Raw genomic sequence first — 21,119 nt, 5'->3', positions numbered from 1 at the left:
CATGCCCTCCAAGTGTATCGCACTATAGAATCTTTTTCATTGTCGTATCTACAGCTTTATTTGCACCCGTATATATTTTCTGACTATTTTTATCATCCATAGGCTGGGTCGCAGTTCGATCACTCCCGCCGAGCGACTGCTGAATCGAGAGCAACGTGCCCGCCATACCGACAACGGCGGCGTCTCTGCTGAACTGGTCGATGTCGACCCGGTCCACGTCACCAAATCCGATCATGGCGGGAACCCGCTGGGGCAGGATTGAGATCATCCTGAATGAAATGAACGCCAGGGTGACGTGAATCATGACAAAGAGGCTGACCAGAACAATCATGCCGAGGAAGTTGCTGACAATCCAGCCGTTTGACAGCACCAGTCCGGCCGCAATGCCGAAACACATGTGGATCAGCCACGACACTGAATCAAATATAAAATATCCAAGGAAAAGCCCGAACAGCATCAGCACCGGCCGGAAGATGACATTGAACAGAAGAGCATAACCCTGTTTTGCATGACCGTGCAGCCCCTCCCCGTTCATGGTCATATGCGCGAGCATCCACAGAGGTGCTGCAATCACGGACTCACAGACCATGATGAACCATCCAGCCACGGCAAACATCCACATGACAAACGGGATCATCGGGATGACATAGGCGATGGTGAGGCCTGGCATAAGCATGGCGAAACAGCCGCCGATAATCGGCGCGCCAAAAAAGTGCATCAGCGCGTGCCCGGCCCCTGCCGCAACGGCACCTTCTGGATTCCCGCTCAAAAGCGACAGCACGCCGATACCAACGGTCCCGGCCGTAGAAGAAAGAACCGACGCAGTGCCCATCGTGAGAAGGGCGGTCGTGATCATCCAGTTTCCAAGTGACATGAGATTGCCAAACGGATCCGTCCAGTAGCCGTTCGTCCCGGACGGCTCGATAAATCCGGTCACGATCTGCAGGGCGTAATCGTTCAGGTGCAGGGCGCGGAACAGCTGGTCGAGCACACCTGCACCGTCTCCACCCGGTATCGCGCCTGTGTACAGGTCGGCATTCCCGCCTGGCGCGGTCACGCCATCCTGCGTCGCAACCATGCTGTCGATGTTTTCCATAAAGGTGTCCGCAGACTGCACAAGAGGCGCAATGTCCGAGGCAAGATAGTTTCCGAGACCGGAATAGGATGGGGTGGTGATGGTTGGCGTTGCGGTCATGAGAGACAGGGTCTGGCCGTTGAGGCGCGCAAATTCGAGATAGTAGGCTCCTGCGCCGGTCCATCCGAGATTATCCATCTGGTTGCTGGTGTTGACCGCATCTCCGTTCGTCGAAATCCCCCATTGGTGAAGCGCGAGCGTCTGATTGTTGACCGTGTCCTGAAGCTTAGACCGCAGTTGTGCCGCCTGCGTCGTGAGCCTCGACGCATAATCGTTGGTGGCATTGACGATGATGGTCATGAGTGGGGCCAGCGACGCTGTCGTTTTCGTCTGCCAGTAATTCTGGGCCACCTGCGCAACCTGGCTGCGAATGTCGCCAAGGATCACGGAATCAAGGACCTGTTTTTGCATACCCGCCTGATCGACCTGAAAACCGGCCAGATTCACCGCGTCAGTGTTGGGCGCCTGCAAACTTACGGCCCCGCAAACTGGTGTCCCGTCTCCTGCGCCGGCTGCCATATTGTAAGAATAGTTGATGATTCCCATCTTCCCGCCGGTCACGGACAGGACGGTCTGCCCGGTCGGGGCCGCAATCAGGTTCGTGTTATTCGCAGCAATGTTAATAATGGCCCGGCAGAACTCATTTTTCACAAGACCGGTCACAATCCCCTTTGTGCCGGGGATAAGGGGCTGTGCGATGACCTTGCCGTCTGGTCCGATTGCCTGCTTCGCCTTGTCGTAGACGACCTTCGCCATACCGATGCCCCAGAGCGAGCCCTGCACGACAACGGCCTGCGCCGCATTGAAGCCGGTTGCCGGAAGCGGCCACATCAGGATGGCCGCAATCCCGATCCGCACAATCGACATGCTGGTCTGGTTGTTGCCAAGGAGTTGCGCTGTTTCTGCCCCCCGGTGGATGTTCATGAAGTAGATATAGCTTACGACCGCCATCGCAAATGCCATGACGAACCCGGAGAACCACCCGATCATGGTTCCTATGACGGTCGCCTCGTTGCCGATGCTGGGCGCGCTCGTATCCTGCCCGAAAACCGGGAATACGGACCGGATGACCTGCGCCGCCCAGTCACTGCCCGGATCAAGCAGGTCCCATGTCACGTTATAGCCCGTGCTGCTGGCTGCAACTCCCGAACCGGTCGCAACAACCGTCTGCGCTGCCGCAGACACGGTAACAGCCGACAGAAACAGGAGTGGCAGGATGGCGAATACAGGGCGGCGAAAGCGCTTCATGGTTTGTCCTCCAGCAGCACGGTCACGGCGCAGGACTGGCGGTGGGACCGGGATGCATCCGCATCATGAAATCCGTCACCGCAGTCACAGCCTTGTGCATCATCTCGCGGACCTGCTCGCTCATGTCTTCCAGGGCACTGGCTCCCTCTTTTTTTCCGGGCACTTCGGCAGCAGTCCTGCCGATCTCGGCATCGATCTGGGTGAAGCGCTGCGTCACACTGCCGGGCATTCCCATGCGCTGGCCTGTTGCCTCGGCGGCTTCCCTTCCCTTTCCGTAGGCTTCGAGCCTGCTGGTGACATTCTCCAGTTGCGCCGCGAACGCCTGGTTATTCTGTTTCTCCGTCACAAACTGGCTATGCAGATCTGCATACCGGCCACCGGCCTTCATCTCCGACAACACACCGGCAACACCGTCAGGGTCGCCCTTTCCTGCATCTGAAATCGCCGCCATGATGGAGGAAGCTGGCCGCTCCCTGAGGTCACGCAGGGCCTCCACCGCCTGCTTTCCCAGACGTTCGGTCGCCTCCAGGCTCTTTTCGTCACGCGCGTTGTGCAGCCGGGTGCTGAAATCGGCGGCCTTTTCCATCCACGATGATGCCGGGTTCGCAGGCTGGCTATCAATGCGCGAGGCAATCGCTTCCGCAAGGCGGGCAAAGCCGCCACCGCGAACAACCTTGACGTGCTCCTGATCTTTGGCCCCCGCCCCCGCGTTCATTTCCCGCGTGTTCGCCGCCGCCTTTTCCTTCGTTTCATTGCTATCCGTCGTCGATCGGCTTTCCGGCGCATCTTTTGCCGGACCTGTCTGTTTCTCTCGAAAGTCCTTCTGAGGATCCGTCGTATGGGTCTGTCCGGGCTGGCTGCTGGCTGACTGCTCCGGTCCTGGCGGAGCGCCCTCCCCCGGGGACGCCATTCCTCGGGTTTTGTCCGCCTGACCTTTCTCACCGTGCGTAGACCCGGCAGCATGGTCATGCCCTGGCGCTGGCTGGTGCCCTGGTTCGGGAAAGACGGCCGCCCTCAGGTTCTCGATGGTGTGCGCGATGTCCGGGTGGTCCGGATCCTGACGTCCTTCAACCAGTTCGCTGGCAAGTGTCCGGATCGCGTTTACTTCTGGCTGCTGAAGGCGATGCGTTTCACGCATCATCGCAGCGACCACAGGTTCGTTCAGACCCGGGTAATGCGCCGCGCGCTCCGTCATCTCAGCATGAAGCGGATGGTCATCGTTCAGCGTCGGTCCCAAAAGACGCTCTACATCCTGCACGGCGTATGCCACGCGCGTACGGAAGCCGGGATCATTATGGACGTCAGGCTCTCGGGATTCCTGTCGCAACCGATCATATGCGGCGGCCTGCCCGGGTGCCTGCTTCCTGTATTCGGACTGCACGCGATCAAGGGTTTTCAGCACATCCTCGATATCGCCGGTTTTCTGCTGGGCCTCAGACATGGCAAACCTCTAGGGATTGATCGTGGGGGAAGGCATCGGTGTCAGGCCGTCCTTGAAGGCGACCTCTTCTTCCTGCGCGACCCGGGCAGCTCCCATGGTCGCGAGGTAGAGCCCGAGACGGTAGTTCTGCAGCGCAAGGTAATTGGACTGCGCCATCTCGGTGGCAACCTCGCGCATGACCGACGCGGGAGGCATTGCCTGGAGCGAGGCGTTCCAGCTTACGCTGGAGACCCTGCGATTGACTTCCAGCGCCATGGCCTGCAGCCACGACGCCTTGTCGAGCGGCGTGAGCCCCTCGGCCGTCATTTCAGCCTTCTGGTCCCGCGTGAGCGCGACAGACGGAACACCAAGAGATGTGACATAGCCCGTGACCCAGCGGGCAAGAGACATACGACTGTTGTACGACCGGCGCCGGGTTGCGGCTTCACGTCCCCGAAGGCTGGACAGCTGCTCGCCACGCAGGGCCGCCGGCGCTACCGGCTGGATGAGCGTGGTCGCATAATCATTGGCTGCATCCACTGCGCCATCCGCGGACAGGGTATCGGCGCCGAACAGGCTGGCAGCACGCTGGTCGGCGTTCGGCAGCCGGGACACGGAAGAGCAGAGCCCCTGCGCCACGTCGTCGGATGAACAGTAGCGCTTGAGGTGCAGGGACATGTTCGCATCCGTGCCCTGTGACTTGCCGTAATAGGAGGGCGTCCCCTGACCTGCCTCACCACGGGGATCGCTTACGGTCGCGATGGCATACACCGCGGATCGAGCCGCCTTGGACGCGGCCACGGTGGACTGCTGGGCATCAAGGCCCGCGCAGAATTCCGGATTCATCATATGCTCGTCCCGGATTCCGGTTTCCTGCTGACGCCGTAGAAATCCGGCCATCGCCGCGTCCTGAGCATCCATGAGTTGCGACTGGGCACCGACCTGGGCTTTCGCGTAATTGGCAACCTGCGTGAAACCCTTCGTCAGGAGAGACGCAACGGAATTCGGGTTTGTAAGACTACTGAGATTTGAATCGATGCTGTCCGTCAGGTTTTTCGTCATCGTATTGAGGGCGTTGCCCGTGAACGCCTGAAGAAGCTTGATCGCTGCAACGACAGCGGCATCACTGAAAAGCGCGTATGCCGGACGCGGCGTGACTGCCAACACGCAGACGCACGAAGCGGCACCAATGGCAACCATCTGCAGCCTGCGCATCAGAATACTCCGTCCACGAGATTGCTCAGGCTGTATCCGGTCGGAAGCTGGGGAGATCCGTTGATATACAGGTCAGTCGTACTGCTGGACGTCCCCGCAATGGCAGTCGCAATTGGCGGACCACCACCACCGAAACTCAGGCTCGGGCACATGAGTCCGCTACTCGAGCCAAAACCGAGCCCCAGGTTAACGCCTGACAGACTGAGTCCACATTGGGTCGACCCCATGGCGTTCCCCCATGCCGCCTGTGCGGCCTGACAGACCTGGCCACCTATCTGGCCCTCGACGGCCTGCAGGAGGGCTGCGGGATCAAGGCCGTTCGTGATGAGATTCAGTCCGGTGCCGTTGAAAAAATTGCTCAGGCAGGACAGGCCGTTGACGCTATCCGGCTGCTTTTCATAGGCGTCGTTGGCCTGGACGCGTTCGTTTACGGCTGTTGCCGCCGCCTGGGTCAGGGCGGCGCAGCCGACGCTTCCCGTAGATGTCGTGGCACCAGAGGCGGCTGATGACGTGGTCTGCGCATGCCCCTGTATCGATACAAGAGCGGCAGCCACTGACAACAGGACACGGAAGCGCAGACGGATCATACAGCCTCCTGACGTGTAGCCGGACGCGTCACAGCCTCCAGCAGGGCAATCCTTTCCGGAGCAAGAAGGCGATGAAGCGCCTGGCGCCTGCTTTCCGAGATCACGCCCCGTCCAAAAAGGCTGTCCGCCGACAACAGGTCCCTACGGCCGCGCAGATAGGGGATCAGCGCGTCAAGGGAGCTGACCAGATCAGGCCATTCATGCGGCGCGACACCAGCGAGTACGGCGTGCCAGGCCGTCCTCGCTGTCATATCATTGTCCAACATCGCGATGACGTCCTCTCCGCCCCTGATGCGCCAGATCTCGCCGAGCGCATCCAGCGCAAGGGCGACATTGGGCATCGGGGAAGGAGGTCCGGATTTCCGGACGGATGAGGGCTTGTTCATGGAACCTTCCTCGGGTGATTACGACGAAGGTGTCGGACCATCATGCGACCGGTCAGCGAATTCGACGTCGGACCGCGACTTTATTATGACCGACATCAATGACGTCGCCCGCCTGGGCTACCGTGGTCGCCAGAACCTTGTTCCATTCCCGGCCGCCCTGCCAGTCAACAGGAACGCTGGTGTCCACGTCCGCCGCGAACACGACGCGCACCCCATGCGGAACGATCTGGCGTATGGCGAAGTCAAGTGGAACCTGCTTTCCGTATCCACTGGCGATATGGAAATATCGACGGGCTGGAACAGCCACGGATGTTCGAGGATCCTTACCAGTGTCCGCCAATACGCCCGGCCCTTTCTGACCAGTGTCTCCCGGTGAAGGTAAGGTCTCCCCGCCGGTCGTGCCCACTGAGGGCAACGTCAATACCGACTGGCGCGAAGTGTCCGGAGAGGTTGTCTGGACCAGATGAAACGCGGCAGGTGTGACAGATATGGGGCCAGAGGCCAGCGCCATAACCACGGCAGGCATAACAGGCATATGAGTGTCTCCATCAAGCTCTCCTGACCAGAGCAGCGGCCTTTGCGACCTCAGACACCTTTTTTACGGGCTCCAACTCGACTATCATGACGTTCCATCACGGCTGATCCGCTGTCAGGGCGCGGCCAGTCGATATCTTCTGGATGTTGGAAGTTTCTTTTGCTGAGGAAAATGCCCGCCGTGAGAGTAAACGAAAATGTCCCATGACAATGGCAAGATGCAAGCCGAGGCTTTATTTGCATCCGGCCAATTATATAAAGACATCGGGGAAATCATTTATGACAGGCGGACGGCGCTTGACTGGACGCAGGTGCACCTCGCCAAACTGGCACGGTTGAATGTATCGGTCATACGGAGCATCGAAGCAGGTCGTCCGGTCTCCCTGGAAACATTATCGGCGCTGCTACGGGTATTTGAGATAGATCCGCGCGATATTCTTCCGCAAGGTGCACCGGAAGGTACATGGTTTGCCCATCTGGATCTGGTGGCATCCGCGACGCAGCTGAAAAAGACCATGAAGCAGTGTTCGGACTACAATCTGGCGATCCAGAAATTACGCGACATTATTGGCAATATTTCCAAGACGTTTAACCTGCCGGAAATACCGGCCAGATTGCCGATCGATCATTATTCACACAGTGTCGCCTTCACCTCGGGGGAACGGCAGGACCTCCTCGAGATATTTGGACGCAGGATTCAGATCTTCAGGACGCTTCAGGGGGCAACAGCGAGCCAGATCGCCCATAAATCACATGTTTCCCTGACCAGCCTGAGCCTGATCGAAGCAGGGCTGAGAAATCCGAGCCTTGAAACGGTTTATCGCATTGCCGAAGGACTGTCCGTCTCCGTTTATTACCTGATCCCGGGAATACATGACGACGCAGACCTTTTGCGTTCCCTGGACATGACCGCGTGGGCAATGTCCGCGCAATCACAACTCGAAGCCCTCGCTGATCTCGAGTCCATTATTGGTCACCTCGACGATATCGCAAACCACTGACCGGGTGCATGAAGGTATGGAGACTGTCAGGAAAGGGGTCTCCTTTCTTATGGCAGACCCTATGCCTTGGGCTGCCCATTCCAGGTGATGTGCCCCGGCTGATCACCAACGCGGACCGGAAACCGCGTCTGGAGTCATATTAGCGCGTTCTGCGATATTTATTTCTTGACGGTTATATAACGCTTAAGAGATATTATTCCCAAAACACGCAGCCTATCCCGAAAACGCGATGACGAGGGCATACCGCCATGAAGTCAGCATCGTTCGGCCAGGTTATAAAACACGGTCTGTTTACATGGCTTCAGACCTATCCCACGCCAGAAATGACGCGCGCCCTCTATGCCAGGCTGTGCGACGAGGTCCTTGTAGCGACAATGCTTACCCTGACAGTGCAGGAGGTAAAGGAGTCAGTCGCGCAATGGGCCGACCGACCCCAGAATGTTTTTTATGAAGCGCCTGCACGCAGGGGAGCATGGACAAGGACCCAGTTGCTCATCCTTGGCCAACGCTGGCTCTGTGGTGATAAAACCGCCGACATAGCCGAGATGCTTGGCCGCTCGGCCGGGAGCGTGCGTGCAAAAAGAAAGCAGCTTGGCCTGCCACCGCGCATCAGGCTCTCAAAAATACAGGCGGAGACCATACTTGCCGAAAAGCGGAGCGCCATTCCCGCAGATCCCGAAGCTGTCCTGACATGGGAACAGGCCTCCCTGCTTCCTCATGAAGCCCGGCGGGGACGGACATGGCTTGTCAGGAACAGCCTCAACAGGCTGACCCTCACAGGACATAAGGGGGGAGACAAGGTACGGTGGCACGAGGCCGCCAACATTGAAATCGCCTACCGCCATTTTGCATTTCAGAACCCGCGTGAAATTGCACGGGACTTCCTTATTTCGGAAAGCGCGCTGAAATCCCAAAGCTGCTGGGAACAGCTTCCGCCACGACGCGGCGCCAAAGTGCCCTGGTTCATTCACGCGAGGGCCGAATATTATATCGGCGAACACCAGTACATCCGGCGGGAATGTCTTTGCAAGAGCGGATGCTTTTTCTGGACCACCCGCAAGGGTGGTGACCGGGTCAGCAGACGGTACCGCCGCAGCATTGCCGCCACGCATGGCATTGCCGCTTGAGTAGTAGCGGGAACCGTCAAAGAAAAAACGTGCCGGTCGCAAGATAGACTTCCAGCCTGCTCTCATCACCGTCGGGAAATGAGAGTAGAGTGATGATCACCTTTTTTCATGCCCCCGTAAGGGAGGCGCGCCATGCGGCTGTTTAATTCCGCAGTAACCAGGCGGCTTACCGACCCCGACTTTCAGGGGATTGTTGTAGACAGATCGCTGCTGCTCAACATCGCACTGGCGGGCGTGGTCATCGTGTTCGCGGCACACGACGCCTATATCCGTGCACACCCGCCCACACCCCTCTATTTCTACGTTGACGGCCAGAATGCTCCCCGACCGGCCGTGGCGCTCACCAGTCCGGTACTTGGCCAGGACCAGCTTCTCGGCTGGGCCGTCAAATGGGCGATCGCACCCTACAACATCAACTATCGTGATTTTCCAACCCAGATGAACACCGCGGGCGCTCACTACACGCTCAACGGATGGAACACCTTTGCAAAGTCTTTCATTACGCAGGGGAATCTGGCGAAACTCAGGGATGCAAAGCTGCTCTGTTATGCGCAGCCGACACGGGCCGCGACCGTACGCGCCGAGACTGTCGTGCAGGGACACGCGCGCTACGTAATACAGTTTCCTTTCATCCAGACCTGCGAAAACGTCAACCAGCAGAATACGCAAGTGCTGATGGCAACCGTGACGATTGATCGCGTGGAGGACCTGGATCACCCTGATGGACTGGCCATCGAACAGCTTGTCGTCTCGTCGGGGAGGGAGTGACAACCGTGCGAATTCTTTCTCTCTTTCCGCTGACCCTGTCCATCCTGCCACTTGCGGCACTCGCACAGCAGCCATCACAGCCCGGGCCTGCGGCAACGATACCTGCAGACGATCAGGATCAGGCAGCCGAAGATGAAGCCGAGCATGAGGCCATTCCTTTCACGCCCGAAGAAATCCTTCGGCTGGGGGAACGCCTGAAGGACGTGCGTCGTGCCACGGAGCAGGTCGGCACGGAATTCGCGACCCCTAATGCGCGCCCGGCGATCCGTGTCTCTTTTGCGCCTGGTCAGCAGACAAGCCTGATCTTTACGACAAAAGGCTATCCGACCGCATTGTCCTTCGTGGACAGCACGGGACTGCCCTGGCCGATAGCATGGAATACGTCTGGCAATTCCGCCAACCCGGACGGCAGCACGAACTGTGCTTCCGGTAAAAGCGGCGCGTCGGCCGGGAATCCTGCGGTTGAGACAACAGGTTTCTATACCTGCGTCCCGTTCAAGGGCTCCAATACCATCAATATCGAACCGATGTCGCTCCAGCCCAGAGGTGGACTGCTCGTAACGCTTCAGAACGCGCCAAAGCCGGTCTCCTTCCTGCTGATCGCGGGGCGTGGATCCTACGATGACAACCTGACCGTCCGCATGTCCGAGAGAGGGCCCAATGCCCGGGAGCCGGTCGACAGCCGCCCCGGAGTGCCCGCGACAGGCGAGCCCTACATGAACGCCATGCTAAGCGGTATTCCACCAGCGTCAGCCGTTCCGCTGGCCGTCGAGGGTATTTCACCCGATGACGTGCGCGCCTGGCGGATTGGAAATGAGGTCTATCTTCGCACGCGCCTTCACCTCATGACGCCTTCATCGGACAGCATGGAGCAGGGTGAAGGGGGATACACGCTCTATGCCTTCCATGAGGCCCCCGTTGTCCTTCTCTCCGATGCGGGACGGACGGTCTCGGCCCATATCAGGGACGCACAGTGATGAAACCCGGATTCAACCAGCTGTTCAGTGATGCGTCGCGGGGCGGAAACCGGCGTCTGCTCGCTATCCTTGGGAGTATTGGCACCGTTCTTGGCGTCACGCTACTCATCTCCACCATCCACCGTAAGGAGCTTCCACGCTCGGACCCCGGCAGGCCGCCCGCCGCCAACCCCCTGCCCGGCGGCCTGAATTCCAATCCGCGCCAGCAGGAACTCCGCGAAGATCAGATCCGCGACGAGGCAGGTCGGGCACAGACTGCGGGACAATCGTATTCACCCGATATTGCACCGGGCACGCCCACCCATCCCGACGACAAGCCTCCCCCGCCCCCGGTCGCCCAGGAGGTCGGGGCGGACGTCAACCCGGCGATGGCCAAGGCCGCCGCAGCGCCAGCCCCGCACGCGCCTGAGGTCGTACCAAGCGTTCCCGTCGTACCAGTGCAGACGGATACAGCCTTCCGTGCTGCCATGCCACGTGACCCGCAGCTCCAGAAGGACGCAATCGCCGCATACAGACATGCGATCATGGATCTTGCAGGCCGTCTTGATGGACGCCTTCCGGTCACAAATGTCCTGTATGAAAAGACGGAAACCGGAAGGGAGCAGACAAAAAAACCGGCGGTTTCCCCTTCGATAACTTCGGCGGCGACAGCAAATTCCCAGACTTCTCTCTCCCGCGTTCTTGTTCCTGCCGGACGGGGGATTTACGCCCATACGGTTTCAGCAACCAACAGCGATCTCGGGGGAGAAATCATCCTGGAAGCTGATTCAGGTCCACTCGCTGGCGACAGGATGAAAGCATCCGTCAGAAGGGCCGGGGGACATCTGAACAGGCTGGTTGTCCGCGTTGATCAGGTCTTCCATAAGAATGATCCGACCCCGATCCAGGTCGAAGGTATGGTGGTTGCGCCGGACACCATGGAAGCTGCCGTGGCCTCAAGCGTTGACCAGCTATACGTCGAGCGCTTTGTTCTTCCCGCCGCTGCCGCCTTTGTCCAAGGGCTCGGGCAGGCGATCGAGATGACGTCGAACACGACCGGTTCGATCGGAGCCCTCGGCAACGTCAACTACGTCCAGTCACTGAATTTCCCGCAACAACTGGGCGTGGCGGCCGGTGCAGCGGCCTCGCAGGTCAACAGCGCGCTCATGCAGCAGATGCCGACCCAGCCGCGCGTAAATCTTGCCGCTCAGGTCAGTGTTGGCGTGATCTTCATGTCGGACGTCGTCATGAAGAAGTAAGTTTTCGGGCACCGGTCGCATGATATCGGCGAATTCTGCACTCTCTACCAGAAGGCAGCATTCACCATGACCTCAGCCGCAACCGCAACGACGTCCCGGGATCCGTTCAGCGCGGATCGCGGCATTGAACCTGTCCCGTTTCGCAAGCTGGGCACGACGCCCGAGCCTGACCCTTCGCCCACGCCGGACACAATTGCCGAGCCTCTCTCTCCTCACCCGCAACCTGTGACAGCAGCACCTGACAGAAACCGACCCGTTCCACATGCAATAGCCCTTTTCAGGGCGCTTCCGCGTCGCAGGCAGGTCATGATCGCGGGTACTGCCGTCGGCAGTCTGCTCTCCCTCTTCCTCGTGATGGGCATAACAAAGAGGCAGGCGTCTCCCGTGGCCCAGGAAGTCGGAATGATTTCCGCTCCGCTGCCATCAGGCCCCAAAGCGTCTCCCGCGCCGGGACACTCACCTACATCATCGCCATCATCGCCGGCACCTCAGGTCTCGGCTACAGATGAGGATCTCAAGGCACTTCTTGCGATGAAAAAGCCGCCCCATCCCGCCGGCCCAATACCGGCTACCCCGTCGGCCGAGAACACGCCCGCGCAGAAACACGACACTGGCATCGAAAAGGCTGTTCCGACGGACGATGCGGTCCAGAAAGCAAGCCGCCTGCAAGCGGCTCCCATGACATCGGACGACCAGTTGCAGGTGCTGCAGCTTGTAACGGAAGAAGCAGCACTGGTGCAGCGGACCCGCAGCGAGATCGCAGCGCTCCGGCAGGATCTTGACCGGCTGCGTATCGCAGATACGGCAAAGGCTTCGGATCTCAACCGCCGGATGTCGCTCCTCGAAGCGAAACGAGCCGTGGCCGACGCCGAAGCACCCCCGTCAGATGGACCGGCCACCACACGTGCCGCAGCCGACAAGGCACGGGCAGCCCTGGAAGCCGCGGCGGCCGAGCCGCAGCCAACACCAACGCCGCCGCAATTTCCAGCGTCCCGGACAGCGAAAATGCGTCAGGCGCCTCCTGCTCCGCCCCCGACATGGACGCCGCACTACCGGATACTTGCTGCATCTCCCCAGCTTGCCATGGTGCAGGACGACGCTGCGCCGGCCGGGCAACCGCCGCAGTCCGAAATCGAAATCGGCACCGATCTCCGCGGATATGGTCGAGTGCGCGCCATCTCTCAACGCGGCACGATGTGGGTGATCCAGGCTGAACGCGGCATCATCCAGTAAGGCAAGGAGACATCGACGTGCAAGGTCTGGTCAACCTCGTCAACGATCTCGCTCTCGCCATGGCCTGGCTGCTGCCAATGGCCTGCTATATTGCAGCCTGGATTGCCTTCCTGACCGGGACATGGGGATTATGGCAGCAGCGCCAGCCCCAGAACCCGTTCGTCGGCCGTCCCTGGGTGCCCTGGATCGGGATTGTCCTCTCCGGCGTCTTCGCCACTTTTGACAGGATACTCACCAAATCCACCACCTCTGCCGGTCTCGATACGCAGGTTTCGCTGGGAGCTTCTGTCACCGGCTATACGGATGCCGCGACCGGAAGCGTCATTTCCGGGACCGGCCCAGAGGATGCCATCCTGTCAATCGTCAGTGATTTCGCCCTGTTCTTCGAAATGTTCGGCGCCTGGGCGGCGTTCATGGCGGTCGTTGCGTGGAACGCGTCGGCGACCGGAAAAACAAACCGCTCAAAACTCAGTTGCCTCATCCAGTTCGTTTTCGGCGTGATCCTCCTCAATCCCGTCAAGGAAGCAACCTGGATCCTGAGCCACTGGACAACGTCCGGCTAAAATCATAACCCAACCCGTAGCGCTGAGATTAGCTAAGGTTCGACCTTCCTGCGCATTTTTTTGATAACCGATAAACATGATAAAATTGGGAAATAATAACCCGAAAAAGCGGGGCGCCCCCATCTGGTGAGATGGTCACATATGGCCGTGCGCCAGGGCATTAACCATGCTGGAGCAATCCGCAGCCTGATCGCAAGGGAACTTGAAGCCGCCAAACACGATGACTGGGATGGGTAATCTTGTTCATAACGAGCGGACCAAGCTGCGGGCAAACCTGCAGGATACCGCTGCAGGATCTTGCCTTTCGCTAGGTGTCCTATCTCCTTTGGCTGCGTCATTTTTTAATCTGACAGCCAACCGCATTCCTACTCATATCGTTATCTTGGGAGTCGCTTTCTGGCTGGGAATGGCATATTTTCTCCCTCAACGGGCACAGACCGTTTTAGGGGGGCTTCGAGAATGACCTTTATGCAGTTCTTCGCCTTCATTGGCATGCCAATCATCATTGGTGTTCTTGGTTATGGTATTTCTAAAATACCTATCAAGGATAATTGAAAATTTATCGTCCATTCCAACCAACGGTTGACCGTGTGAAACTTGTTTATAATGAGGGTAACAGACCCATCAAAGTTGAGGCCCGTACAAAAATAGGGATGTATTCGCGGTAGCACCTAAACTACGCTCGATCACTTTCGCTTACTGTTCATATTTTCTAGAAATTAAACAAGAAATATTTTATTATTACTAAATATTCGAGTGATTCTGGATAAAGATATATGCCCCGGATTTTTATGCTATCGGGTATACGAGGTTGATGGCGACCTGTCGAAATGGCTAAAAGTTGCGGGATGCCCGTAGTTTTCACTTTACAGCAACTACGGTAATCCCGTATTATCGTCTCATGGATAACAGGTTTGACCCCGCAAAAGACCTCGCCAACCAAAAAAAGCACAAACTGTCTCTGGCCTTTGGCGACCGTATTTTCGAGGACGATAATCACCTGATCTTGCCCACCATCCGCATTGAGGATGAGGAGGATCGCTACAAAGTGGTTGGCGTCGTGGGCGAGAAGCTGTTCACCGGTGTGTTTGTCTGGCGGGACGATCTGCCCCGCTTTATTTCCGTGAGAAGGAGCAACAAAGGTGAAGAGAGAGCATATCATTCTACCTGCTGATCCGGCGGATTCCGAAGACCGCGCGGTATCCATCGAAGGCATGGAGCGTGGGCAAAGGGCGCGGTTGATCCGTAAAACCCGTAACGATCTCGGTCTGTCTCAGGTCGAGTTTGCCAGCCGTTTCCGCGTTCCTGTCGGCACGTTACGGGACTGGGAGCAGGCACGGGCGATGGCCCCCGACTTCGCTGTAGCCTACGTTCGGGTCATCGGACGGCACCCCGATATGGTAGCTCAGGCAGTGGCCTGAGCTGCCTTCCCAACGAGCCGGGGATTCAGCCCATCAACCCCAAACGCCGGATAGCCATTTTTATACCAAAGTCATAGTGTACCGTTCGACAAGATAGATTTTTTCGGAAAAAACATTCGCAGTCGCATGTTACTGGCCGAAGACTCCTCCGAGGGACATGCCTCCCTCTTTAACGGAGCCCTTGACCATGAACCTCTCTCGCACAAGCATCCCCGACACGGGGCGATTGACGCGTCTTGTGACCAAACGGGTCGGATACAGCCAGCGTGCCGTCACGGCACTTGGCACATTGGCCGTCCCGATCCTCATTGCCAGCCATGCGCTGGCCCAATCCGCAACCGGCAGCGCAAACGGTATCGGGGCCCAGATGCAGGCCACCGCCCAGGAGGGGCTGACAGCGGGCGGCTTTGTCGCTGCAGCATGCATGTATGTCGCTGCCTTCATCTGCTTCATCGGCGGCGTATGGGCGGCCTGGCAGAGCCGCAACGAACAGAACCGTTCGCCCGGAAAGGTCGGTATGGCAATCGCCGGCATCGTGCTGTGCGGTCTGTTCGCAACGGGTCCGCAGTGGATCAACAAGGCTGCCAACACCGCGTCCGGTGGCTCGGCAACCGTTGGTACGCAGGCTCAGGCCTATCAGTTTACGAGCGGCGGCTAGGAACCCGATCGCAATGGCCCGTCTCACACAGTCTTTCCGGCTGCTGCCGCGCCCATGGGATCCGTCAGCGCCAGGCGCCGGGGAGATGGGTGAGCCGGGCCTTTTCACATGTGCCTGCTGCGGCCTGATAACGCCTGGTCGCAGGTTTCCATGGCACGGTGACGGACCCGGACCTGTCTGCGCCTTATGCAATATCCTGCAGGATCCGACCCGTCCGGCCATCGAACGCGAAGCCGTCCTGATATGGTGGCCGAAACTGTCGCAGACACGCATCATGACCCTGACCCGCTGCGCGCATCAGGCCCTCATGCAGACGCTCGGCAACGGGCCAAACGGACAGGATGTCGTCTGGCATCGTGCAATGGACGCGATCGCGTCAGGGTCGGATACCGCGATGATGCCTGCGCAATGCAAAAGCGCTCTCGCTGTGCTCCGCGCTCTGCACGCGCGGACGGCCGAAGCCCGGCGGCGGCTGGAGACAACGTCTCCCCGACTGCTGGCGACTGCCCTGCTGATGGCGAACCGGGCGGACCCGCAGATCAATGAAAGCGCGACAGCCCTGATGGACGGCATCCGGCTCCTCCCCCTGGGCCGTCTCCATAACGGACCCACCGACATCTACCCGGCGCTTGTCAGGGAATGGCTTGATGCCGATCCCCAACCGGTCATGACATGACAGGATCATATCAATGGGCGGTATTCTTTCCAGTCTGCTGGCCGGCATCAGCCTCGGGCTGCGCCAGCCCCTTGCCTCATTCTGCGATGTGGAAAGTACGCACGGGGACCATCTCATCACCAAACGCGGTGAATATGTCTCCGTACTGCGCATCAATGGCCTGCGTCGCATGTGCACGCGGCAGGAAGTGGAAGCGCTCGCCGAGCAGCAGCGTATCGAATTGCAGGGTCTCCTTGAAGAACGTGGCCATGCCATTGTGGGATGGTATATTTCCGATCCCGAGCGCTCAGGTATCGAGATTGACCGCCTGAGCCTCAATGGCTGCCGGTCCATAGCCCGACAGATCGGAGCGGACCTTTCGGACGTCATCGAAGAGAGGCGCCGGCGCTGGCCAAACGTCATGCGCTGGGAGGCCACCTGTTACGTCCTGTGGACCCGGCCCAGCGTGCTGACACGTGAGGACCGCAAACAGGTGGCAGAGGAACGCAGGACCCTTGCCTCCCAGTTTCCCCGCGTGGGCAATACCCAACGTTTTGCCCTGCGCTCCGACATTATGGCCGCCCGTCATGAATCGTTCATTTCGCGCGTCCAGGCAGCCTTGCAGGGGTTCGACATTTCCTGCGAATTCCTCGGTCCACATCAGGCATTGCAGGTCGCGCGCGAAGCGACCTATCGTGAAACGGCGGGCTCCGCCTGGAAACCGACCTTGTTGGGTGACCGGGTAATGCCACGGCTTCCGGACGATCTGGATGACCCGCAGCCACATCCGCAGGGCCTGCTCTGGCCAGCGATCCGGGACCAGATCTTCAATGCCGACGCCGAAACGAAAGGCGGACAGCTCGTGACCGTGGGGGATTATACATACGCCCCGGTCGACATGACGATTGGCCCAGAGGATCCGCGCCCGTTTTCCGAACTCTCCAGCGTGCTTGGCCGCAAGAGACTGCCGTGGCGCAGCGCCATGATCCTGGAGGGTGGCGGCCGCGCCGCCTTCGGCTTCAAGGAAGCCGGAGCCGGGTTTCTGGCGATGTTCCCCGGAAATAGCGACATTCGACGGGCGTTTGCCGCACTCAAGCTGGAGCGCCAGAAAAACAACCATAATTCCGTGCGGATGCGCATGACCGCCACAACCTGGGCTCCGGTTGGAGCAGAGGCGAAGCTGCGACGGCAGGCGTCGGACCTCTCCCAAGCAATTGATGCGTGGGGCAACAGCAAGACAACGCGGATCTCTGGCGATCCGCTGGAGGCGGCCATGGGTTCTGTCCCTGCCCTGGCGCTCGGTTCGACTGCGACCTCATCGCTCGCTCTTGTCGGTGACGCGTTCTCCATGATGCCGTGGGCACGCAGTGCGTCACCGTGGCAGAGGGGATCCATTCTCTTCCGCAAACCCGATGGTTCAATCTGGCCCTATGATCCGACCGGGGGCGGGCTACGCCCATCCGTCGTAGACATTATCATCGCCCCGCCTGGCGGCGGAAAATCCGTTCTGGCCAATACCATTCTGCTGGGCTTGATCCTCAGCAGCGCCGCGATCAGCAGCCACGGCACGAAGCTCCCCTATATCGGCAAGCTCGATATCGGGCCGTCCTCGCGCGGACTGATCGAGATGCTGCGCAACGCGCTTGGCCCCGAACGCCAGCACGAGGCGGTTTACGTCAAGATGCAGGCAATCCCGGGCTTCGAGGTCAATGTCTTCGATACCCAGGTCGGACTGGAATATCCTCTGCCACTCGAGCGCGTTTTCCTGCAGAATTTCATCTCGCTCCTTGCTACGCCGCTGGATGGCAGGCCGTGGGAGGGCATGGACCATCTGGTAGAGGACGTGATTGATGAAGCCTACCGCCTCTGTACCGGGGTGCAGGGGGGCACGCCCAAAATCTACACTCCGGGGATCGAGCCCGACGTCGATGCCGCAATAACATCGCTGGGCATCAGCCTGCCCCACCATGCGGGAGAGGACGATCCGACATGGTGGCGGGATGTCGTCGATGCCCTTGTCAATCTCAGGGAATACCGCCTTGCAGGTTTTGCCCAGCGCCATGCAGTACCGGTCCTGCAGGATCTGCTGATTGCGGCCCGCAGCCCGGAAATCGAAAAACGCTATTCCAAGATCACCCTGGAAACTGGAGAAAGCCTGATCGACACGTTTGATCGCTACATCATGAACGTGATCAAGAATTTTCCCATGCTGGCGTCCCCGACAAGGCTGGATATGGGGGACGCGCGCGTGATCGTTCTCGATCTTGCCGAGGTGGCACCATCCGGCTCTCCCGCGGCCAACCGCCAGACAGCGCTCATGTATATGCTTGGCCGCCATATCCTGGCCCGGAATTTCTTTCTCCATCCCGATTATGCCGACGACCCGCATATGCCCCCGTCCATGCGGGACTATCATCTCGCCCGCTTCACTGAGATGTATGAAACGACGAAGCGTGTCGACTTCGATGAGTGGCACCGTACCGAACCAGCGCCCCAGGTAGACAAGCAGGCTGTCCGCGACGGCCGCGAGGGGCGCAAGCACAACGTCCAACTCGCCTTCATTTCACAGAACCATACCGATTTCAGCGAGGACCTTTACAAGATATCAACCGCCCGATGGGTCCTCAAATGCGGTGATCAGGAGACGGCAGACAGCCTTATCCGACGCTTTAAGCTGTCCGATGCCAGCGCCTATGTGATCCGCAACGCACTGCCGGGACCGGGAAAGAATGGTGCGCCATTCTTCGTGGACATGTCGGCCGGAGAAGCAAAGTATGAACAGCTTCTGGTGAACGTCCTGGGGCCAATCGAACTCTGGTCTTTCTCGACGACGCCTGGCGACACGGCGCTCCGTTCGCGCCTTTACAAACGGATCCACTTTGCTCGAGCCCTGCGGATGCTCGCCACCGTATTTCCCTCGGGAACAGCAAACAGCGAGATCGAACGCAGAAAAAGCGAGCGCATGAATGTTTTCGGTCTCGCGACCGATGAAGCGTTTGCCGGCGTTCTGGATGAACTGGCGGATGAGATCGTGGAAGGTAGAGGCGTGGCCGCAGGATTGTATGAAACCCTGCGCGCCATTGATGAACAATCGGAACTCGAATTTACCATTGGGTAGAAGGTGACCGATATTTTCCTGACGGCCTCACATCCCGATCATTGCGGACACAATGATGTTGACCATGCTGTTCGATCAATAGCGCGGCGACGTCTGGCAGGGATAGATTCGACAAATTTATGTGTCGTATCTGGCATATTATACGATATTATCAGTCATATGTGACTATCAGATCGTTAGCGCGATCCCGATCTGATCGTTTATGAAGGCGGCTTCATAATGACGCGCCATCGCCCCGGAAACACCAACCTCTCGCAGAACAGGCCTCCACTCATCCGAAATTCGCCGCGCTGTCACGCGGATCATCTGCCGGGCCTCAGCAGGGGTAATTTCGAAGAATTCACACGCCTCCAGTGCCAGACGGATGGACCGATCATGCGGACCGCCCTCCAGTATCGCCGTTTCCAGATGCGGGTTACGGTCGGGTGCTGGATTCACATCGAAAACGGGGGATAACCGCCAGTGTCCAGCGCCCACATAGAGAAATCCGTGATTTTTCAGATGATCGTCCTTATTTGACACGAGAATAGTATAAACCAGACGCAGGAAGAGTTCGCGGAACTCTGCCTGGGGATCGGCGGCATAGGTCCGGATAAAATCGACAATCTCCGTATAGGAACCCAGTTCCGTTCCGGTTTTCCCCAGAGCAGTCCTCGCCGAAATATAAGGAATCCGGCCAGCCCCACGCCGATCAAACCGCTGGATCAGAGCCACAGGAAACGGCGTTTCAGCCAGTTCCAGCCTGACCTCTGGCGTCCGGATTCCGCATGCTCTTGCCAGACGAAGCGTGGCAACTTCAATACGTTCTATTGGCCACTGGTCGTGAACCGAGGTAAATTTTGCAAGCCAGAGCACATCGCCGTCCCGAACATTGGCCTTCGGTCGCGCCCCACCCGAACCACCTGCACCAGCGAGCGCCTGCATATCCCTTTCGGATATGTCCTTGCCCTGTTCATATGCCCGCGCGATAGCCGTAATAGCGGCAAGATCGACCAGACGCGGTATGATGTCATCGGCGCCGCCACGAATGATTTCTCCGTTATCATCGGCGAAACGAAGCGCACCCTGCCGACATACGTCATCCGACAGTGTGAGATATTCAAACTCGGAAAGCCCATTACCGTAGGCACGCTCGAGAAGCCTGCGCCCCCAACTGTCGGGCGCAGCATCAGCAAAGACACCCGCAAGGGCATCGCGCACGTTCCTTGGCTGGCCAGCCGCATGAAACGGCCCAGAGCCAAGGGGAAAGGTTGGCTGGATGGCAAAGGCCCGAGAATTCTCGACCCAGGCCGGATCATAAGTGAAGGTCGAAAACTGCCGTGGACCTGCCTGCGTAAAACGCAGTTGACCCACGGGAGTCAGGCTGTCGCCAAGAACGACATGGGCGCTGAAATCAGGCATCAGAACGAAGCACCATCCATATCAATAATATCCGCTCCCCCATGCGTGGCCTTATCCTTATCCTGCTGCCTGCGTAACGTGGTCGCAGAAGACCGGCCTCGACGAGGCTGACGTTCAGCAGCCAACGCCAGTCCCAGATCATCCTTGCGGATATCAATCAGGTCGGCCAACCGGTCCAGAAGACCAAGCACGACAAGCACGTCAGCCAGAGTGCCGATCCCCACACCCGGGTCTCCCTTTTCCAGGCGCGCGATGGAACTTGCTGACGTGCCGGCACGAGCGGCTAGGTCGGCTATCGCTATGCCGCGCCGCAGGCGCGCGCCACGAAGGTCACGCCCCAGTCGTTCAAGAGCCGCGCGGGATTTTGGTGAGCCCATTACTATCACTCATATTTGACCGATAATGTGCCTTATACAATCATATATGGAATTCTG

Annotated in this window: 20 protein-coding genes; 12 read left to right on the top strand and 8 right to left on the bottom strand. The window is 58.8% G+C overall.

Annotation, left to right across the window (positions count from 1 at the left end):
* Positions 1-22: 22 nt before the first annotated feature.
* Genes HNO79_RS17120 through HNO79_RS17095 form a run of 6 tightly spaced genes read right to left on the bottom strand, consistent with a single transcriptional unit; the run spans position 23 to position 6,298 of the window.
* Entirely contained in the window at positions 23-2,383 is a 2,361-nt protein-coding gene (locus HNO79_RS17120) for a DotA/TraY family protein (protein WP_025811944.1), read from the bottom strand.
* Positions 2,384-2,405: 22 nt separating this feature from the next.
* Complete coding sequence (locus HNO79_RS17115; RefSeq protein ID WP_244987597.1) at positions 2,406-3,785, bottom strand: hypothetical protein; 1,380 nt, start codon at positions 3,783-3,785, stop codon at positions 2,406-2,408.
* A gap of 48 nt (positions 3,786-3,833) precedes the next feature.
* Entirely contained in the window at positions 3,834-5,018 is a 1,185-nt protein-coding gene (locus tag HNO79_RS17110; protein WP_007396696.1) for a hypothetical protein, read from the bottom strand.
* Positions 5,018-5,605, bottom strand: a complete 588-nt coding sequence (locus tag HNO79_RS17105) for a hypothetical protein (RefSeq protein ID WP_025811942.1) — start codon at positions 5,603-5,605, stop codon at positions 5,018-5,020. The genes HNO79_RS17110 and HNO79_RS17105 overlap by 1 nt, the downstream gene beginning before the upstream one ends.
* Positions 5,602-5,991: a hypothetical protein gene (locus tag HNO79_RS17100; RefSeq protein ID WP_227000645.1), complete on the bottom strand. Its 390-nt coding sequence runs from the start codon at positions 5,989-5,991 to the stop codon at positions 5,602-5,604. Before HNO79_RS17100 ends, HNO79_RS17105 begins: the two co-directional genes overlap by 4 nt.
* A gap of 52 nt (positions 5,992-6,043) precedes the next feature.
* The gene (locus tag HNO79_RS17095; RefSeq protein ID WP_183481441.1) at positions 6,044-6,298 is read right to left on the bottom strand and encodes a hypothetical protein; all 255 of its coding nucleotides are present in this window, start codon (positions 6,296-6,298) and stop codon (positions 6,044-6,046) included.
* Between the two features lie 424 nt (positions 6,299-6,722).
* Between HNO79_RS17095 and HNO79_RS17090 the strand changes: the two genes are divergently transcribed.
* The 12 genes from HNO79_RS17090 to HNO79_RS17035 all read left to right on the top strand — a co-directional run bounded on the left by HNO79_RS17090 (position 6,723) and on the right by HNO79_RS17035 (position 19,284).
* Positions 6,723-7,526, top strand: coding sequence for a helix-turn-helix domain-containing protein (locus HNO79_RS17090; RefSeq protein WP_025811934.1), 804 nt, complete (start codon positions 6,723-6,725; stop codon positions 7,524-7,526).
* 248 nt (positions 7,527-7,774) lie between these two features.
* Positions 7,775-8,653: a hypothetical protein gene (locus HNO79_RS17085; RefSeq protein ID WP_025811933.1), complete on the top strand. Its 879-nt coding sequence runs from the start codon at positions 7,775-7,777 to the stop codon at positions 8,651-8,653.
* A 132-nt stretch (positions 8,654-8,785) separates the two neighbouring features.
* Positions 8,786-9,421 carry a DotI/IcmL/TraM family protein gene (locus tag HNO79_RS17080; RefSeq protein ID WP_141299359.1) on the top strand — a complete coding sequence of 212 codons (636 nt, stop codon included), beginning with the start codon at positions 8,786-8,788 and terminating at the stop codon, positions 9,419-9,421.
* On the top strand, positions 9,418-10,398 hold the full coding sequence (locus HNO79_RS17075; protein WP_141299361.1) for a DotH/IcmK family type IV secretion protein: 981 nt from the start codon (positions 9,418-9,420) through the stop codon (positions 10,396-10,398). Before HNO79_RS17080 ends, HNO79_RS17075 begins: the two co-directional genes overlap by 4 nt.
* Positions 10,398-11,636 (top strand): DotG/IcmE/VirB10 family protein, encoded by a 1,239-nt coding sequence (locus tag HNO79_RS17070; protein WP_141299463.1) that lies wholly within the window; start codon positions 10,398-10,400, stop codon positions 11,634-11,636. Before HNO79_RS17075 ends, HNO79_RS17070 begins: the two co-directional genes overlap by 1 nt.
* Positions 11,637-12,314: 678 nt before the next feature.
* Complete coding sequence (locus HNO79_RS17370) at positions 12,315-12,869, top strand: hypothetical protein (protein ID WP_234448320.1); 555 nt, start codon at positions 12,315-12,317, stop codon at positions 12,867-12,869.
* 17 nt (positions 12,870-12,886) lie between these two features.
* Positions 12,887-13,432 (top strand): hypothetical protein, encoded by a 546-nt coding sequence (locus HNO79_RS17060; RefSeq protein WP_025811668.1) that lies wholly within the window; start codon positions 12,887-12,889, stop codon positions 13,430-13,432.
* A gap of 901 nt (positions 13,433-14,333) precedes the next feature.
* A complete protein-coding gene (locus tag HNO79_RS17055) occupies positions 14,334-14,606 on the top strand; it encodes a BrnT family toxin (RefSeq protein ID WP_025811670.1) in 273 nt (90 codons plus the stop codon).
* Positions 14,575-14,853 carry a helix-turn-helix domain-containing protein gene (locus tag HNO79_RS17050; RefSeq protein ID WP_003625676.1) on the top strand — a complete coding sequence of 93 codons (279 nt, stop codon included), beginning with the start codon at positions 14,575-14,577 and terminating at the stop codon, positions 14,851-14,853. Before HNO79_RS17055 ends, HNO79_RS17050 begins: the two co-directional genes overlap by 32 nt.
* Before the next feature lie 187 nt (positions 14,854-15,040).
* Positions 15,041-15,511 (top strand): hypothetical protein, encoded by a 471-nt coding sequence (locus HNO79_RS17045; protein WP_025811676.1) that lies wholly within the window; start codon positions 15,041-15,043, stop codon positions 15,509-15,511.
* 274 nt (positions 15,512-15,785) lie between these two features.
* Positions 15,786-16,187 (top strand): hypothetical protein, encoded by a 402-nt coding sequence (locus HNO79_RS17365; protein WP_227000651.1) that lies wholly within the window; start codon positions 15,786-15,788, stop codon positions 16,185-16,187.
* Between the two features lie 13 nt (positions 16,188-16,200).
* Positions 16,201-19,284: an ATP-binding protein gene (locus HNO79_RS17035; RefSeq protein WP_141299363.1), complete on the top strand. Its 3,084-nt coding sequence runs from the start codon at positions 16,201-16,203 to the stop codon at positions 19,282-19,284.
* Positions 19,285-19,452: 168 nt separating this feature from the next.
* On the opposite strand, the gene HNO79_RS17030 is transcribed toward HNO79_RS17035, so the two are convergent.
* Positions 19,453-20,685 (bottom strand): type II toxin-antitoxin system HipA family toxin, encoded by a 1,233-nt coding sequence (locus HNO79_RS17030; protein WP_025811680.1) that lies wholly within the window; start codon positions 20,683-20,685, stop codon positions 19,453-19,455.
* Positions 20,685-21,062, bottom strand: a complete 378-nt coding sequence (locus HNO79_RS17025) for a helix-turn-helix domain-containing protein (RefSeq protein WP_025811682.1) — start codon at positions 21,060-21,062, stop codon at positions 20,685-20,687. Before HNO79_RS17025 ends, HNO79_RS17030 begins: the two co-directional genes overlap by 1 nt.
* Between the last annotated feature and the right edge of the window lie 57 nt (positions 21,063-21,119).

The organism is Komagataeibacter oboediens, assembly GCF_018491655.1.
GTDB lineage: Bacteria > Pseudomonadota > Alphaproteobacteria > Acetobacterales > Acetobacteraceae > Komagataeibacter > Komagataeibacter oboediens.
This window is presented reverse-complemented; position numbering and strand designations above follow the sequence as displayed.

Coding starts and splice junctions, on each gene's coding strand:
- HNO79_RS17120 (WP_025811944.1), bottom strand. CDS start 2,383: ATGAAGCGCTTTCGCCGCCCTGTATTCGCCATCCTGCCACTCCTGTTT.
- HNO79_RS17110 (WP_007396696.1), bottom strand. CDS start 5,018: ATGCGCAGGCTGCAGATGGTTGCCATTGGTGCCGCTTCGTGCGTCTGC.
- HNO79_RS17105 (WP_025811942.1), bottom strand. CDS start 5,605: ATGATCCGTCTGCGCTTCCGTGTCCTGTTGTCAGTGGCTGCCGCTCTT.
- HNO79_RS17100 (WP_227000645.1), bottom strand. CDS start 5,991: ATGAACAAGCCCTCATCCGTCCGGAAATCCGGACCTCCTTCCCCGATG.
- HNO79_RS17090 (WP_025811934.1), top strand. CDS start 6,723: ATGTCCCATGACAATGGCAAGATGCAAGCCGAGGCTTTATTTGCATCC.
- HNO79_RS17085 (WP_025811933.1), top strand. CDS start 7,775: ATGAAGTCAGCATCGTTCGGCCAGGTTATAAAACACGGTCTGTTTACA.
- HNO79_RS17080 (WP_141299359.1), top strand. CDS start 8,786: ATGCGGCTGTTTAATTCCGCAGTAACCAGGCGGCTTACCGACCCCGAC.
- HNO79_RS17070 (WP_141299463.1), top strand. CDS start 10,398: ATGAAACCCGGATTCAACCAGCTGTTCAGTGATGCGTCGCGGGGCGGA.
- HNO79_RS17370 (WP_234448320.1), top strand. CDS start 12,315: ATGACATCGGACGACCAGTTGCAGGTGCTGCAGCTTGTAACGGAAGAA.
- HNO79_RS17055 (WP_025811670.1), top strand. CDS start 14,334: ATGGATAACAGGTTTGACCCCGCAAAAGACCTCGCCAACCAAAAAAAG.
- HNO79_RS17045 (WP_025811676.1), top strand. CDS start 15,041: ATGAACCTCTCTCGCACAAGCATCCCCGACACGGGGCGATTGACGCGT.
- HNO79_RS17365 (WP_227000651.1), top strand. CDS start 15,786: ATGACCCTGACCCGCTGCGCGCATCAGGCCCTCATGCAGACGCTCGGC.
- HNO79_RS17035 (WP_141299363.1), top strand. CDS start 16,201: ATGGGCGGTATTCTTTCCAGTCTGCTGGCCGGCATCAGCCTCGGGCTG.
- HNO79_RS17030 (WP_025811680.1), bottom strand. CDS start 20,685: ATGCCTGATTTCAGCGCCCATGTCGTTCTTGGCGACAGCCTGACTCCC.
- HNO79_RS17025 (WP_025811682.1), bottom strand. CDS start 21,062: ATGGGCTCACCAAAATCCCGCGCGGCTCTTGAACGACTGGGGCGTGAC.